The sequence below is a fragment of the Achromobacter sp. HZ34 genome, from assembly GCF_002209485.1.
GTDB lineage: Bacteria > Pseudomonadota > Gammaproteobacteria > Burkholderiales > Burkholderiaceae_B > Bordetella_C.
On the sequence record NZ_NJIX01000005.1, the window covers coordinates 431,041 to 448,027 of the forward strand.

The following is a 16,987-nucleotide window of genomic DNA, read 5'->3' on the forward strand; positions in this document are numbered from 1 at the left end:
GCGCGTGCTATGAAACAGGGATTACTTGATTTCATCGGGCCGGCACACCAGGGGACACATAAACCTAATCGGGTAGGTTGCCTTCTGGCGCCTTCATATCTTCTGCCGAGTCGGTTCGCTCAGCCTCCTCTTTTCCCGCTGTGGATCGCGCGGCGGCTTCCCGAAATTCGTTCAGCATGCGAGGCCAACGAATTTTCTGGAATGTATCGCTCTTAACTTGACCATTGGGGATAGCAGACACAAACGAGATCACGAATTCTCGCGCAGCCAAACGGGGACGAACACTTGGCCAACCAAGGCAGTGATCTCGCGACGAGTCGGGAGTCGCGGACTGCCGCTTGTAGCAGCATCAATCGAAGTCAAGTCATCGCGGGTGCCCAGGAAGTCCGCATCCTCGCTTATGCCGCCGATTGGGTTTTGATTCAGGGCATCAATCTGGTAGTACTCGACCCACATAGCGAGCGCCTGCCCACCCACAAGACGTCCGCGCTAATCGGGACTTCTTTCATGTATCGAGTTCAGTCCACGAGAATTCTTCTGCGTGACGCACTTTGAAGGTCCGGACGACCTCAGGCGGCAGGATGAACATCGACTCCTGCGTACGCTCCCCGCGTCGCACCGCGTCATACGAGCGCTCCTGACGCTCACGCTTCTCGGCCCAAAGTTGTTCTTCAGTCAGAGCACTGTTCTCGTGTTGGTCCATTGCGTCACCCAAAAGTCTTTGTATCCGATAACTGGACGAACGATGCCGGGCCGCGAAACCATTCGGCGCATTCACCCCGACAGAGAGGAGCAGCGAACTATCGGGCTCTTACCTAAACCGAACTAACCAGAGCCACCCAATCTCATTTCGTCGGGCACTTTGTATTTCTGCTCTTAGCTATGACCCGCTATCCGTAGACGACCGCTTCCGACCCAAAGCAGCCGGTCGAGCCGGCTGAGCTTCATGATCAAGAGTTACAGTGGCCGACCATTTGACCTCTATCCTGAGGCAGCGAGCCATGCTTCCAAGCTTCGTATGCCCGAGCAGCAGTTGTACCGCCCGAATTCAGATGCCCATCGCCATGGCCCAGCCTGCCAAGCCGGCCAGCAGCACCACCAGCGCCGGCGGCGCGCGCCCCACTGTGAGCAATCCGAACGAGAGCAACGCCAGCCCAAAGTCCGCCTTGCCATGGATGGCACTTGTCCAAACGGGGTCGTATAGAGCCGACACCAGGATGCCAACCACACCGGCATTGATGCCCGCCATGGTTGTCTGAATACCCGCGCGGTGGCAAAGCGCCGCCCAGAAGGGCAGAGCGCCGACCAGCATAAGTAAGGCCGGGAGGAATATGGTGCCCAGCAGAGCAAGACCACCGATCCAGCCATGCAGCGGGCCGTGGGCTACCGCGCCAAGATAGGCCGAAAAAGTGAACAGTGGTCCTGGCACGGCCTGCGCTGCGCCATAGCCAGCCAGGAAGTCGGCGTTGTTGACGATGCCGCTGGGCACCACGGTGGCTTGCAGCAGCGGCAGCACTACGTGCCCGCCGCCGAAGACCAGCGCACCGGACCGATACACCCCCTCCAACAGCGCTATCGTGGACGATCCCGTGGATACAGCCCATAGAGGTAGCACGACAAGCGGTGTGGGAAACAGCAGCAGCGCAGCAACGCCCAGTTTGCGCGACACCGGGTAACTGTGGGCTTGGCCCCCGCCAGGATGTGAAATTTTCAGCGTCCACCAGCCTAGCAGTCCCGCCAAAGTGATCGCGGCAATCTGTCCCGCTGCTGAGGGCAGGATCATGGTCAGGAGTGCCGCCAAAATGGCTAGGGCTGCGCGTGGTCGGTCGGGGCATAACGACTTGGCCATACCCCACACAGCCTGCGCTACGATGGCCACGGCGACTACCTTGAGACCATGAACCCACCCGGACTGGGCCAGCCCTTGGTATTCGGCGATGCCGAAGGCAAACAGGATGAGCGCGACGGCCGATGGCAAGGTAAACCCTGCCCAAGCCGCCAGCAACCCCAACCAGCCGGCGCGGCCCAGCCCAATCGCCATTCCCACTTGGCTGCTGGCCGGACCTGGTAGAAACTGGCACAAGGCGACCAGATCGGAATAGCTTCGGTCATCCAGCCAACGGCGGCGCTCTACAAACTCCGAACGGAAATAGCCGAGATGCGCGATTGGACCGCCGAAGGAGGTCAATCCCAGTTTTAGGAAGGCGCTGAAGACTTCAACGGGTGAGCTGCGCCCAGCTACAGCTTCGTGTTGTACGGTGTTGGCGGGGCCTGTCATTTGTGCATTGCCTCCCCGGTGAACTCCCAGATGCGTTCCTTGGCCAGCGCCAAGCCTTCCTTGCCCTTGGGCGTAATCGTGTAGAGCTTTCGCACGGTGCGTCCTTCGCGCTCCTGGCGCGAAACGAGGTAGCCGTCGCGCTCCATCTTGTGAATCATCGGGTATAGCGTTCCGGGAGAAAGTCGATAGCCGTGGTGGGCCAGCTCGTCAATCATCCACTGCCCATAGATCTTCTGCTCGGCTGCGTGATGCAGCACGTGCAGGCGGACCAGCCCCGACAGCAGATCGTGGCGCTCCATAGCGCGAGGTGTTGAGGTCACGTTCATATCGATATTCGATAACGAAATTCGATAATAACAACGACATGACAGTTCTAAGCTGGTCCCGTGATTCCTCCTTGAAGGGCAGCTATTGGCCGGAAGCAGTCATAACGACCACCCGCTGCAACCCGACCCAGAGCGTATTTCCAAAGGCAGGCAGTTACTTAATCCGCTCCGTCCCGGCGGCGATTCGCAAAGGGAAGCACATAAAGCCCCTGCCCTCGATCCTCGGCCTACCTATACCCTCGCGCCTGCAGATCAAACAAGTGCGCGTAACGGCCCTCGAGTGCCATCAAGGCCTGGTGGTCGCCACGCTCCAGGATCTCGCCGCGGTCCAGCACCAGGATTTCATCGGCATTTCTTACGCTGGAAAAGCGATGCGAAATCAGCAAGGTCATGCGGCCCTGCGCGTGCTTGCGGAAATGCTCGAACACCTCGGCTTCGGCCGCTGCATCCAGCGCGGCGGTCGGTTCGTCCAGTACCAGGATGTCAGCCTCGCGGCGCATGTACGCGCGCGACAACGCTATCTTCTGCCACTGGCCGCCCGAGAGCTCCTGTCCGCCCGCGAACCAGCGGCCCAGCTGCGTCGCGTAGCCGTGCTCCAGCCGTTCGATGAATTCCGCCGCGGCGCCCTGGCCAGCGGCCTCGCGCCAGCGCTCTTCCTGGTCGAAAGCCTGCACATCACCTACGCCCAGGTTCTCGCTGACCGGTAATTGATAACGGATGAAGTCCTGGAAAATGACGCCGATACGCCGGCGCAAAGCGTCTTCCTCCCAATCGTTGAGGTCGCTGCCATCGAGCAGGATGCGCCCCTGGTCGGGACGATACAGGCGCGTCAGGAGCTTGATCATGGTGGTCTTGCCGGAGCCGTTTTCGCCGACCAGCGCCAGGCTGCGCCCAGGCGCCAGATGCAGGTCGATGTTGCGCAGCGCCGGCGCGCTGGACCCGGGATACGTGAAGCCGACGTTCTCGCAACGCAAGCCATCGCCCGGCCGCACGCCCTGCCGCAGCACCCCCGTCTGCGGTGCGACGGGATGCGCCAGATATTCGTGCAGGTTCGACAGGTACAGCCCGTCTTCGTACAGCCCGCTGATGGCCGTCAGCCCCGAACTGATGGCGGACTGGCCCTGGCGGAACAACGCCAGGTACATGGTCATCTGGCCCAGCGTCGTCAGGCCTTGCATGGTGTCGAAAGCCACCCAGGCGTAGGCGCCATAGAACGCCGCCGTACCGAACAAACCCAGCAGGAAACCCCAGCCATCGCGGCGCAAGGTCAGGCGCCGGTCTTCCGCATACAGGCGCGCATAGGTGTCGCGGTAGCGCTGCAACAGCAACGGCGCGAAACCGAAAATCTTCACTTCCTTGATGTTGCTCTCGTGCGAGAGCAGGCTCTCTATGTAGTTCTGCTGACGGCTCTCCGGCGCGCGCCGGCTGAACAGGCGGAACGCGTTGCCCGAAAAATGCGCTTCGGATGCAAACACCGGCAACGCACCGGCAACCAGCAGCAGCAATACCCACGGCGAAAAATGCACCAGTAGCACCGCGAAGCTGCTCAGCAGGATCAGGTTCTGCACGAGACCCAGCGATTTCATGATCAAGGAGAGCGGCCGGGTGGAGGCATCGCGGCGGATGCGTACCAGGCGGTCATAGAACTCGGAATCCTCGAACTGGACCAGGGAAAGCTGCTGCGCCTTCTCCAGTATGAGCAGGTTCACCTTCTGCCCCAACTGCACACGCAACAGCGACTGCTGTACGGAAAGCGCGCGTTGCATCGCGGCCAGCAGGATGAGTATCCCGGCTTCGAGCAGGACATAGCGCAGCACCGGCCATAGCGGCGCACTGCCCGTCTGCGCGCGCACCTGTATGGACGCAACCACGGCGTCGACGATGTGCTGGCCCACCCAGGCGGCCCACGCGGGCAAGGCGCCAGCGGCGATGGTGGCGACGATCAGGCCCAGGAACAGGCCCCGGGAGGTATTCCAGACCAGGCCTACCGCCTGCAGCGCCTGGCTGTAAAAGAAGGCGACACGTTTCATAGCGTTATCGATTGACCATCTATATCGTAAGACATATCATACGACATATCTAAAGACATATCTTGCGATATATACAGGACCGCCATGGGACACCATCACCACAAGCATTGCGCCGGCTGGCACTCACCCCGGCACGACGAGCACGGACGCGGCGGCCACGGTGGGCACCGCCGCCACGGCGATTTCAGTGGCCGCGGCGAACTGATGCGCGGACGCCGCTTTTCCTCGGAAGACCTGCAGCTGATGCTGCTGGGCTTGCTGGCCGACGGCGACAGCCACGGCTACGAATTGATCAAGGCGCTGGAAACCCGCAGCGAAGGCGCCTATGTGCCCAGCCCCGGCGTGGTCTACCCGGCATTGACCTATGTGCACGAACTGGGCCTGGTCGATGCCGACGTCATCGGCAACAAGAAGTCCTACCGGCTGTCGGAAGACGGCAAGCGCTTCGTGCAGGAGCGCCGCCAGCGCCTGGACGAGATGTTCCTGGGGCTGGCGGACCTGGCGCGCAAGATGAAGTATCTGCGCGGGGCCATGGCTGAAAACAGTGAAAACCCCGGCGGCGGCTTCTGGTTGCCGGAATTCGTCGAGGCGCGCCAGAGCCTGAAACGGGCTCTGCTGCTGAAAAGCGACGCGCCGCAGGAAGAACAGCGGCGCGTGGCCGCCATCCTGCTGCGCGCGGCCGCGGAGATCGGCGGCGCATAAGAGGGGTATGACAGGCAGGCGCGGGGGGGGGGACGCGGAGGGTGACGCGCAGCCCCTGCAACTTCTCCGCGAGGCAAGGCGCCGGACGACATACGCATGGTGTAGTAGCCTAAGGGCTGTACTTGACCGAACGCGCGTCAGCAGACTGCCCCTGCAAGGGCATCAACCTGAGCCTACTGCCACTACGTGACCAAGTCCGCATCCTCTTCCCGTACCCCTTCCATCGGCCTGGGCAGCGCTGCCCGCGAACTCTACGCCGCCCTCTGGCGCCACGCCCAAGGCGCACGACCCCAGCTACTCGGCGCCGCCGGCCTGCTATCAGCGGCGCAGCTGCTAAGGCTGACCATGCCCTGGCTGGCCTCGCATGCCATCAACGCCTTGCAACAGGGCGACATGGGCACGGCGGGACGCTGGATCATCTACCTGGTGCTCATCTACCTGTTCTCGTGGTTCCTGCACGGCCCAGGGCGCATCCTGGAGCGCAACGTCGGCGTGCGTGTGCGTACCCGGCTGGCCGACCAGCTCTATGCGCGCATTGCCTCGGCGCCGCTGGCCTGGCGTGACGGCCGCCATTCAGGCGAGTTGCAGCACCGCGTGGTGCAGTCCAGCCGTGCGCTGTCCGACTTCGCGCAGAACCAGTTCGGCTATCTGCAAAGCATTTTCAACTTCGTCGGCCCGCTGGTCGCGCTGGCGCTGCTGTCCTTCACCAGCGGCGCCATCGCGATAAGCGGCTACGTCATCATCGCCATCATCATCCTGCGCTTCGACCGCACGTTGATGCAATTGGCGCGCGCGGAGAACGATGAAGAGCGCCGCTATGCGGCCGCCCTGCTCGACTTCGTCAGCAATGCCGGCACGGTCATCGGCCTGCGCCTGCAGGCGGCGTCACGCAAGCTGCTGGGACGCCGCATGGATGCCATCATGGTGCCGCTGCGCCGCTCGGTCACCGTCACCGAAGGAAAATGGTTCGCCGTCGACATCCTGGGCATGGGCCTGACGTGGATCCTGGTGGTGGAATACGTGCTGCAGAATCGCCAGCCGGGCCAGGCCGTGTTGCTGGGTACCGTCTTCATGATCTACCAATACGCGCAGCAGGCCGCCCAGGTGGTGGGCGCCATGGCCGCGAATTTCCAGAGCTTCGCGCGCATGCACACCGACTACGGCAGCGCCGAACCGATCTGGCAGGCGCCCAGCGATCCCGACGCGATCGTCCCCGCCGTGATACCCGACGCCCCCTGGCAGACCCTGGAACTGCGCGGCGCCTTCTGGCGCTACGCCGACGATGCCCGTGGCGGCCTGCATGGCGTGGACCTACGGCTTCGCCGTGGCGCGCGCGTGGCGCTCATCGGCCCCAGCGGCGGCGGCAAGAGCACATTGCTGCGGACCCTGGCCGGCCTGTACCCGCCCCAGCAGGGCGAGTTGCTGCGCGACGGCCAGGCAGTGGATTGGGCCCAGCTGCGCACACTGGCCACGCTCATCCCGCAGGAAGCCGAAGTCTTCGAAGCCAGTGTCGAGGAGAATCTGACCTTTGGCGAACCGGCCGACGCGGCAGTATTGGAGTCTGCGGTACATACAGGCGTGTTCGACGAAGTGCTGCAACGCATGCCTGAAGGATTGGCCAGCGCACTGAACGAACGCGGCGGCAATCTTTCCGGTGGGCAGCGGCAACGCCTGGCCTTGTCCCGCGGCGTATTGGCGGCGCATGGCAGTTCGCTGCTGCTGCTCGACGAACCCACCAGTGCGCTGGATCCAACAGCCGAGGGCCGGGTGTTCGACCGCATGGACGCCGCGTTCCCTTCCGCCTGCATCATTGCTTCGGTGCACCGCCCCAGCCTGCTCGCCCGCTTCGACACGGTGGTCGTGCTGGAGGCAGGTCGGGTGGTCGACGCGGGGCCGCGCGATGAGGTGCTGGCCAGACGCGCGGCATGAGCAGCGCCCTGAACGCGTGGCTTGGGCGCGTGGCCTGATCGCCGTTTCAGGAATTAGCAGGGTTGGGGCGTGTACGCTGCACGCGGATTTTTCTTCCGCCGCGAAAAATGAAGCTGCCGCCCATCGCCGATCGAATTTCTCCCCCCACGCCGGAAGAAGTGCGCAACGCACGGCTCAGCGCTGGACTGACCCAGACCCAGGCCGCGCAACTGGTCTGCGGCGATGGTGCGCACGTGTACCGCGTATGGAACCAGTACGAGGTGCCCGTGGAACAGGTGGTGCATCGGCCGATTCCCCTGGCCATGTGGGAACTGTTTCTTCTGTCGATAGGCCATCACCCCCGTCTCAAGCTGACGCGCAAGCAGCTGACCAGCTTCCGGGACAAGGACAAGAGAGCGTTCGCCACCCCCGTGCATGCGCCCATCGCCAGGCCGCCCGTCCCCAGCGGCGAGCGCGGCAAGGAATGCGTCCTGGCGAAGTATCCCCGTGCCTTCTGTGTCCGTGAAGAAGGCAACTTCGGGGTGGGCAAGGACAGAGTGCGCTACGCCGTCATGGCATCGCCCGAATCCAGCCAGATACTGGGCTACGGGAAGAGGGAAGCCTGGGCCTGGACCCAGGCGAACCGGAATTTGTCGAAAGAGAAATAAGGCCCGATGACGCGGGTAGCATTCGCGGCCGGCGCAGAGGATTTTTTTATTGTGTGAAGTTTCCGTGACAGTACTAATCCCCGCTGTTTGCGTCCCTCTCCTACCTTCACTGACCAGACGCTGACTTACGCCGGAAACGACGCGATGCCTCTCTCAGCAAGACCGGAGCGCACGCACCGTCTTCCCATAAGACAGCTTGCAGTTAGCTATTTTTCAGTGTGGAGTCGGCGTTCGTTCAAGAAGGCGCCAGGAAACCCCAACGTTCGTGTCAAGTTGCGCCTTCAGTATCCCCGCTGCTTTTCGAACCGACGATTGCCATCGATACAAAGCATCGTCTTTTCTCTTTCTTTTGGGGATATCCGTGCACATGCCGAACAAATCCATGCTGACCATGTCGCTGACAGCCATCGCTGCGGCGCTGCTGGTGGCCGGTTGCGGTGGGGACAAGAATGACGACTCGAGTTCCGACTCGACTGGCCCGACCACGGGCTCGACAGGGTCGACAGGGTCGACCGATCCTGTTGCCACCACCTATGCTGGCGTCGTGGTGGCGACCAGCGCCAAGAACAATGTGTCGGGTAACCCGACGCTGAAGGCCGGCTACTACACCGGCGCCACGGTGTTCCTCGACACCAACGGCAACGGCGTGCTCGACAGCGGCGAAACCTCCGCGACCACCGACGCCAGCGGCAAATTCACGTTGACCACGACCGCGTCCGGTCCCCTGGTCGCCGACATCCCCACCACGGCCACCAACACGGCCGCGGGCGCCCTGGTCCCCAGCCACCTGGTCCTGCGTGCCTCGAAGGACCAGATCGCCGACCAAGGCGCGGGCAGCGTCGTGATCAGCCCCATGTCCAGCGAAGTGCAGCGCCTGGTCGAAGCCAACAACAGCGCGTACGCGACGGAAAAAGCCAACTTGGCCGCACGCCTGACCGGCCCGGCGTTCAACCTCGGCACGGCAACCGTAAGCGGCGCCGACGCGGTCAGCGACGTCAACGGTGTCAGCAACGCCGCCGAGAAGTACGAACTGATGTACGAAGCCAACGCCTTGGCCAGCCGCTACACCTACGCCACCGCCAAGCTGGACCGCGGCGACATGTACCCGGACAATCTGGCCGTGACCGGCGGCGACCCCCGCCTGGCAGGCCTGACCGGCATCACCGCGGCGACGAACGTGAAGCCCACGCAGACCCAGGCCAAGATCACCTTCGCCCAGGCGCAGCAGGCCGCGTTCAATATCGAAGGCATCCCGGCCTACGACAATATCTTCATCATCATGGAAGAGAACAAGTCGACGGACGCGATCCTGCATAACACCCGTGCGCCGTACATGAACCAGATCCTCAGCACCTACAACCAGCTGAGCACCTACTACTCCACCGGCAATCCCTCCGAGCCCAACTACACGGCCCTGGGTGGCGGCGACGACAACGGCATCACCGATGACAACTGGTTCGGCTGTGGCGCAACCGGTACGTATGCGCTGAAGGATGTGGCTTTCGTCGGCGGCGTCGCCTCGGACGGTCAGGTGCTGGCACCCGCCGGCACGCTGCCGCCTCTCGACAGCAGCCACTTGGCCGGCTACGTCGCAGGCAGCGCCACCTGCGGTTTGACCCCCACCGGCGGCACGGCCCACAACATCCCTGGCGACAACCTGTTCACCCTGATCTCCAAGGCCGGCCTGACCGCGCGCACCTACAGTGAGTCGATGAACCCCGGCCAGGATCCCCGCTCCGACAGCATCGCCGACGCTGCGGTGAATGGCCAATTCAGCGGCACCGCGATCGACGGACAGACCGTCACGGACGTGTCTTCCTACACGGTTCCCGGCGGTCTCTACAAGGTCAAGCACGGCCCGTCGATGGCCTTTCAGGCCGCACGCAGCCTGCCGGAGTTCTACGCGGATAACCGCACCATCTTCGGCTCGCAATACACCGAAGCGGCGTGGAAGGGTGCGACGGCCTACCCTGGCTATGACGTTTCGACCTGGATCTATGACCAGTTCAGCAAGGACCTGGCCAATGGTGACGTCGGCAACATCAACTTTGTCGTACCCGACCAATGCGATGACATGCACGGCGTGGGTCCCGACGGCGAGTCCTGCAACGGCGGCGCCGACAGCAACGACGGCCAGAACCCGAGTGTGACGCGTGCCGATATCTACCTGAACCGCGTCGTCACGCAAATCCAGAACTCGGCGCTGTGGAAGAATCCGCAGAAGCGTGTGGCCATCGTCGTCATGTTCGACGAAGGCGAAGGCTCCAGCACGTCGTGCTGCGGCTGGAACGCGGGCGGCGTCGGCTCCGGCGGCTCGCCCTTGTCCATCGATGCCGATGGCAAGGTGACCAAGACGACGGCTCCCCCCAACTACACCGCCGGCAACAATGGCCACGGCAACTCGATCTTCGGCATCATCACCAACCATCAGGACGCAGGCGTGGCGCCCAAGGGCATCGTCGACAGCGACGCCTACAGCCACTTCGCGATGGTGCGTACGCTGCAAGACATGTTCCAGCTGGCCGACCCCACGGTCGATGGTTCGTACCTGAACCGCGCGAAGTACACGGAAGCGTTCATCGCGCAGAACATCATCAACCTGCCGGAGTTCGCGAGCAGCGCCGATACCCACTTCGACGCGGTGCGGCCGATCAACCACGCCTACATCGTCCCCGCGGGCTATACGCAAAAGCTCAACCCGGCGGACATCACCGGCGTGAAGAACGGCAGCGGCGTGGTGGTCTCGACCGACGGCGTAGTGACGCCGCAAGTGGGCCCGGACCGTACCCAGAAAAATGTCTGGTCGCTGAACTGATTGCCGACCTGCCGATCCGGTGATCCGGTGATCCGGTGATCCGGTGATCGGCAGCGTGGCGCAGTAAATGAAGTCCGGGCGGGAGGTGGCTGAGGCCGCTTCCCGCTCCTCGTATTGAAATGCTCAAGGAAATAGCGATGCGCAAGATCCATGCGGGCCTGCTGTCCGCAGTCTTGTTGATCCTGGCGGGTTGCGGGGACGACAGTTCGAACCCATCCGCCGCGGCCAAGCCGAAAAGCGTGGTGACAAGCGTGGTCGCCAGCGTGGCCGCGCCAAACGCGGGCGCCACGAATGCGCCAGCCCCGGCGTCCGCCAGCGCACTGAGCCTGGCCGCCCAGGTCGGCCAGAAAGTGTTCTTCGACAAGAACCTTTCCGGCAACCACAATATGTCGTGCGCGACTTGCCACGACCCCGCCTACGCCTACGGACCGCCCAACAGCCTGTCCGTGCAACTGGGATCCGACCCGTCGGTGTCCGGCATGCGCGCCATTCCGTCGCTGCGCTACAAGGACGGCACGCCCCCCTATAACGACGTTGCCGCGAACCCGGATAACGTGACGCTGGGCGCCCCCGGCGGCGGCTTCATGTGGGACGGCCGCGCCGGCACACTGGCTGACCAATCCGCCTTCCCGCTGCTTAACCCGGTTGAAATGGGCAACAAGTCCAAGACCGCCGTGGTCGAAGCGGTAAGAGGCGCGGCGTACGCCCCCTTGTTCAAACAAGCCTTCGGCGCCGATGCGCTGACCGACCCCGATGCGGCATTCGCCAATCTGGGCAAGGCCATCGAAGCCTTCGAGCGCGAAGACGTCAGTTTCCACCCATACTCCAGCAAGTACGACCTCTACGTGCACAACAAACTGGGCGGCACGTTGACGGCTGCGGAACGGCGCGGCCTGATGATCTTCAACAGTCCCACCATCGGCAACTGCGCGGCCTGCCATTACGCCGGCGCCAACTTCAATGGCGGCCAGGGCCTGATGACCGATTACACCTATCAGGCCATCGGCGTGCCCCGCAACGACATGTCCATCCCGAACAATCCGTCGCCCATCCCGGCCAATCGCGATGCCGGCTACTACGACATGGGTTTGTGCGGGCCGGAACGCACGGACCACGCGCCCGGCGCCAAGGGCATCCCCACGCCCGACCCCTATTGCGGCGTCTTCAAGGTCCCCACGCTGCGCAATGTGGCCACCCGCAATGCCTTCTTCCACAACGGCGTGATGCACTCGCTGAACCAGGTCGTGCACTTCTACAACACGCGCGACACCAATCCCGAGTACTGGTATCCGCAGACGGGCGGCAACGGCGCCCCGGTCGGGAATCCCGACTACGCCCTGTTCTCGCAATCCGTACCCGGCGCCAAGGTGCAGAAGTTCAACGATCTGCCGGTGGCCTTCCAGGGCAACATCGACGAAGAGATTCCCCTGGGCACCGGCGAAGGCGGCGACAACACCTTGGGCAGCGGCACGGCGCCCAGGAAGCCAGGCAGCACGCCCGTCATGAACGAGCATGACATACAGGACCTGATCTGCTTCATGAACATCCTGTCCGACGGCTACAAGCCGCCGGCGACGCCGCCCACGAGCGGTAAATGCGTGGACTGATTTCTGCCTGGATCTTGAGCTGACCCCAATGAACCGACTTTCGAATACCGTGCGCGGCCTGGCCGGCGCAATTCCGCTGGCCCTCTCGCTTCTGCTTGTCACCTGCAACAGCCATGCGTCCGAGCCCGACGCGGAAAGCCTTACCAAGACGATTACCGACTACCTGGCCGACCGGGGCCATCTGTGCCTGGCTGAATACGAGTGGCCCCGCTACGTAGCCGACGACAAATCGGGGAACTCGCGCGATGCCCTGCAGATGCCGGTCCTGGAAAAACTCGGCCTGGTCAGCAGCACCCAGATGTCCGTCGAGCGCACCGGCGACGATGGCGCGAAGATCACCGCGCCCGGTCGGCGTTACGACCTGACGGCGGCGGGACAGAAGTTCTATCTGCACAAGCCGGTCGTCGTCGCCACCGCCAACCAGCACGTCACCCACGACGCCGACTTCTGCGTGGCGACGCTGACGCTGGACAAGGTGATCGGTTGGGAAACGCCAGTCAAGGAGCAGGACGGCTCCAGCCGGACGTCAGTGCTGTACACGTACCACATCGATCCCGCGCCCTTCACCCGCGATCCCGATTTCCAACGCGTGTTCCCCATGGTGAAACGCGTCGTCGAAGGTGCCGGCACCATGCAGCTGCGCGAGGGCGTGCGGCTGACCAAGGACGGCTGGGTGGCCGAAGAGTTCTTCCAACGCTAGGTGCAGGCGCGATGATCGTGGACTTCGCCAACGGCCTGCGCGACTGGATCGCGCAGAACCTGATACGCGGATGCCAGCCGCAGGCCGTGTTGCGGGAACTGGTCGGAACCGGGCTGGAAGAACCGCTGGCGCTGGCCATGGTCCAGGCGGTATCCAACGCGCTGCTGTATGGCGAAGCGATGCCGCAAGGCAAGCTCGACCTGGCGGCGCCGCCTGCGCGATATGTGCCCGATCCTGGCCGCCTGGGCCAGGCATCCATGCTCAAAGCGGGCAACCGCGATGTGCCGGTGCTGGCGCGCTTGCAAAGACCCAGCGCGGCCCTGCTCGGCAGCGTGATCGACGCCGACGAATGCAGGCAGCTGATCGCCCAGGCCCGGCCGCGCCTGGAAGCTTCGACCGTCGTCGATCCCATTACGGGCCTGGACAAGGTTGCCGACCATCGCAGCAGTGGCGGCATGTTCTTCAAGCTGATGGAGACACCGCTGGTGGCGCGCATCGAGCGCCGCATCGCCGCGCTCACCGGCTTGCCCATCGAGCATGGGGAGGGTTTGCAAATCCTCCACTACCCCACTGGCGCCGAGAGCACCGCGCACTACGACTACCTGATGCCGGCCAATGAGGCCAATACGTCCTCCATCGCACGCAGCGGCCAGCGCATCGCCACCTTCATCATGTATTTGAACGACGTCGACGCGGGCGGCGAGACCACCTTCCCTCACGCAGGATGGTCGGTGCTGCCGCGGCGCGGCCAGGCGCTGTTCTTCGAGTACGGCAATGCGCAGGGACGTACCGATCCGATGTCCTTGCACGCCGGCAACAAAGTATTGGCCGGTGAGAAATGGATAGCCACCAAGTGGATACGGGAACGCGAGTTCATACCCGCCCCGGTCCCGTCCAGAAGCGTGCCATCGGCATAGCGCGCCCCGCGCCACCCCAATTTGTTCCACCGCCACGGTGGCTCCTCGGCAAGAGGGGCGCAGCCGGGCGTATCTGACTGCCTCTTGTACCAACTCAAAGGAAGTTCATGAAAGTCGATAAGTTCAAGATGACCGGCGTGTGCGCCGCCGTCATCGCTCTCTTCACCCTGGCTGCTTGCGGTGGCGGCGACGACGACGGCGATAGCCCGCCCGCCAGCACGTCGACCTCGACCGGCGCGTCATCCGGCGCGACATCCGGCTCGACGCCGCCCGCGGATTCGTCCGGCACCGCGCCGGCCGGCCCGACCCTGGGCACACTGACCCAATACGTCAATCCGCTGATCGGCACCGCGCCGGGCAGCTCGTCCAACCCCACCGCCCATGGCGCCGGCGGCAATACGCTGCCCGCGGCCGGCCTGCCCGCCGGCATGGTCCAGTGGGGTCCGGATACGAACACCACCCCGGCCGCCAGCACGACGCTGGAGCCAGGTTCTCCGTCCGGCTACTACTACGACCTGAATACCATCGCCGGCTTCAGCCTGACGCATATGAGCGGCACGGGTGGCCAGGGTAACAACGGCGAAATCCCCATCCTGCCGACGGTGGGCCCGTCCGTCGTCGCGTCGTCCTTCTCGCACGCGAACGAACACGCGGCACCCGGCTATTACGGCGTCACGCTGGACAACCAGGTCAAGGTGGAATTGACCGCCACCTTGCGCACCGGCTTCGGCCGTTTCACCTATCCGGCCGACAAGCCCGCGCTGCTGCTGATCGATACCACCCGGACCAACACGCTCACCGGCGTAGCGGGCTCCATCACGCAGCTCGATGATCACACGATCCAGGGCAGCACCGTCGGCGGCGGCTTCGAAGGCCGCGCCAACCGGATTCCGGTGTACTTCTACGCGCAGTTCGACCAGCCGGTCTTGAGCTCGGCGATCAACAACGGCGTCGCGACCATTTCCTTCAATCCGGGCGCCACGGTGCAGATGAAGGTCGGCATCTCCTATGTCAGCGTTACCAACGCCAAGCAGAACCTGGCCGCGGAAAACACTGGCTGGGACTTCGACACCGTGCGGTATGCCGCCGATGCCGAATGGCAGAAGCGCCTGGCCACCGTGCAAGTGACCGGCGGCAGCAAGGACGATCTGACCAAGTTCTACACCGCCTTCTACCACGTCCTGTGGGCGCCCAGCGTCTTCAATGACAACAATGGGCAGTACATGGGCATGGACAACACCGTCCACAAGCTGGAAGCGGGCCAGACCGCGCAGTACTCCGGCATTTCGGGCTGGGACATCTACCGCTCTCTGATACCGCTGAAGGCCTTCCTGTTCCCCGCCGAAACCAGCGACCTTGCGCAATCGCTGGTCAACGACGCCAAGCAGTGCGGCGCCATTCCCCATTGGGTCAATGACAACTACGAAGCCGGTGTGATGCCGGGTGATGCGGGTTCGCTGATGGTCGCCGGCGCCTATGCCTTCGGCGCGACCAACTTCGACACGGCCACCGCGTTGAACTACATGGTCAAGCAAGCCAACGTCACGGGCACGAACTGCGGCGGCGTCGCCACCAACGGCGGACGGCTCGGCTACCTGAAGTACGGCTACATCACGGACAGCGAGACCGGCATCGCATCGTCGACGCTGGAGTACAGCAGCAGCGACTTCGCCATCTCCCAGTTCGCCGGCGCATTGGGCAAAACGACCCTGCAGAAGACCATCGGCATCCGCTCGGCCTACTGGCTCAACGTCCTGAATTCGGGCCTGACGCCGCCGCTGATCGTGGGCCGCCAGTCAGGCGGCGGCTACGATACGGAGACCCAGACCAGTACCGACAACTATGACCAGGGCGATGCGGAGCAGTACACGTGGATGGTGCCGTACAACATCGGCGGCCTGATGACGCAGCTGGGCGGCAATAGCGCCGTCAATCCGCGCCTGGATGCGTTCTTCACGCAGACCAATGCGGGCACCAGCGCGCCGTACCTGTATGTCGGCAACGAACCGGGCTTCGCCACGCCGTGGTACTACAACTGGTCCGGCCAGCCCGCCAATACGCAGGCCCTGATCCAGCGCATCGTGCAGAACGAGTTCACGACGGCGCCGAGCGGCCTGCCGGGCAACGACGACATGGGCGCCACGTCCAGCTGGTATATGTGGGCGGCGATGGGCATGTATCCCACCATCCCGGCCGTGGGCGGATTCACGCTGAGCACCCCGCAGTTCGAGTCGGTCAAGGTGCAGCTGCAGAACGGCAAGACGATGCAGATCAACGCCGCGGGCGCGCCGGCGTCTGCCTATGTGCAGGCGCTGTCGGTCAACGGTACCGCGCAGACCAGCACCTGGCTGCCCCTGTCAGCGGTACAGAACGGCGGTACGCTGGACTATTCGTTGACGACGTCGCCGTCTGCGTGGGGCACCGGCACCAGTGATGCGCCGCCGTCCTACGGCATCGCCACCGCGTCGACCATGGCCGATGCCTTCAATGGCAATTCGGCGGGCGTCGATGGCGTAGCGAACCCCGATGGCACCGGCGCGGACTTCGACGGCCAGCGCAACACCTATTCGGCCACATCCATGCCTGCAGTCGGTTCGCCGGTCACCTATCTCGGCGCCACCTTCACGTGGGGCAATGCGAGCAACGGGCTGGACAATACCTTGGCCCAAGGCCAGACCATCATGATGCCGTCGGCGCCTGTCGGCGGCAGCCTGGTGGTCCTGGGGGCGGCCAACAATGGTCCCAGCACCGGCACGTTCATCCTGACGTACACCGATGGCAGCACGCAACAACTGCCTGTCAGCGTCAGCGACTGGACCAGCGGCACGGTATTCGGCACGTCGGTCATCACCAGCCCGCATCGCAACAACTCGTCTGGCGCGGCGGACACCACGGCAGCCCACATCTATGCGCAATCCTTCGCGCTGACGGCGGGCAAGACCCTGGCCAGTGTCACCCTGCCCACGCACGTCTCCGCGGGCAAGATGCATATCTTCGGGCTGAGCGTGGCGCCGTAAGCGCAGGGATCGGGCCTGG

12 protein-coding genes are annotated in these 16,987 nt (G+C 63.7%); 8 read left to right on the plus strand and 4 right to left on the minus strand.

Translation table 11 applies throughout. The features are described 5' to 3' along the window. Positions 1–249: 249 nt before the first annotated feature. From CEY05_RS21655 to CEY05_RS21675, 4 genes are all read right to left on the minus strand, one after another. Complete coding sequence (locus tag CEY05_RS21655; protein WP_143220554.1) at positions 250–456, minus strand: hypothetical protein; 207 nt, start codon at positions 454–456, stop codon at positions 250–252. A gap of 592 nt (positions 457–1,048) precedes the next feature. Beyond that, positions 1,049–2,278 (minus strand): chromate efflux transporter, encoded by a 1,230-nt coding sequence (gene chrA, locus CEY05_RS21665; RefSeq protein ID WP_088597276.1) that lies wholly within the window; start codon positions 2,276–2,278, stop codon positions 1,049–1,051. Further along, positions 2,275–2,577, minus strand: a complete 303-nt coding sequence (locus CEY05_RS21670; RefSeq protein WP_088597275.1) for a PadR family transcriptional regulator — start codon at positions 2,575–2,577, stop codon at positions 2,275–2,277. Before CEY05_RS21670 ends, chrA begins: the two co-directional genes overlap by 4 nt. Before the next feature lie 254 nt (positions 2,578–2,831). Then, on the minus strand, positions 2,832–4,634 hold the full coding sequence (locus CEY05_RS21675) for an ABC transporter ATP-binding protein (RefSeq protein ID WP_088597274.1): 1,803 nt from the start codon (positions 4,632–4,634) through the stop codon (positions 2,832–2,834). A gap of 84 nt (positions 4,635–4,718) precedes the next feature. On the opposite strand from CEY05_RS21675, the gene CEY05_RS21680 reads away from it, so the two are divergent. The 8 genes from CEY05_RS21680 to CEY05_RS21715 all read left to right on the plus strand — a co-directional run bounded on the left by CEY05_RS21680 (position 4,719) and on the right by CEY05_RS21715 (position 16,968). Next, positions 4,719–5,336: a PadR family transcriptional regulator gene (locus tag CEY05_RS21680; RefSeq protein WP_088597273.1), complete on the plus strand. Its 618-nt coding sequence runs from the start codon at positions 4,719–4,721 to the stop codon at positions 5,334–5,336. 186 nt (positions 5,337–5,522) lie between these two features. Further along, positions 5,523–7,265 (plus strand): ABC transporter ATP-binding protein, encoded by a 1,743-nt coding sequence (locus CEY05_RS21685; protein ID WP_088597272.1) that lies wholly within the window; start codon positions 5,523–5,525, stop codon positions 7,263–7,265. A gap of 107 nt (positions 7,266–7,372) precedes the next feature. Beyond that, the gene (locus CEY05_RS31485; protein WP_198952851.1) at positions 7,373–7,912 is read left to right on the plus strand and encodes a hypothetical protein; all 540 of its coding nucleotides are present in this window, start codon (positions 7,373–7,375) and stop codon (positions 7,910–7,912) included. 367 nt (positions 7,913–8,279) lie between these two features. Further along, entirely contained in the window at positions 8,280–10,727 is a 2,448-nt protein-coding gene (locus tag CEY05_RS21695; protein WP_233161642.1) for an alkaline phosphatase family protein, read from the plus strand. A gap of 137 nt (positions 10,728–10,864) precedes the next feature. After that, positions 10,865–12,334 (plus strand): cytochrome-c peroxidase, encoded by a 1,470-nt coding sequence (locus CEY05_RS21700; RefSeq protein WP_088597270.1) that lies wholly within the window; start codon positions 10,865–10,867, stop codon positions 12,332–12,334. 28 nt (positions 12,335–12,362) lie between these two features. Continuing rightward, positions 12,363–13,034, plus strand: coding sequence for a hypothetical protein (locus tag CEY05_RS21705; RefSeq protein ID WP_088597269.1), 672 nt, complete (start codon positions 12,363–12,365; stop codon positions 13,032–13,034). A gap of 11 nt (positions 13,035–13,045) precedes the next feature. Continuing rightward, positions 13,046–13,951, plus strand: coding sequence for a 2OG-Fe(II) oxygenase (locus tag CEY05_RS21710; protein ID WP_088597268.1), 906 nt, complete (start codon positions 13,046–13,048; stop codon positions 13,949–13,951). Positions 13,952–14,058: 107 nt separating this feature from the next. Next, on the plus strand, positions 14,059–16,968 hold the full coding sequence (locus CEY05_RS21715) for a GH92 family glycosyl hydrolase (protein ID WP_233161643.1): 2,910 nt from the start codon (positions 14,059–14,061) through the stop codon (positions 16,966–16,968). The last annotated feature ends 19 nt before the right edge of the window (positions 16,969–16,987 follow it).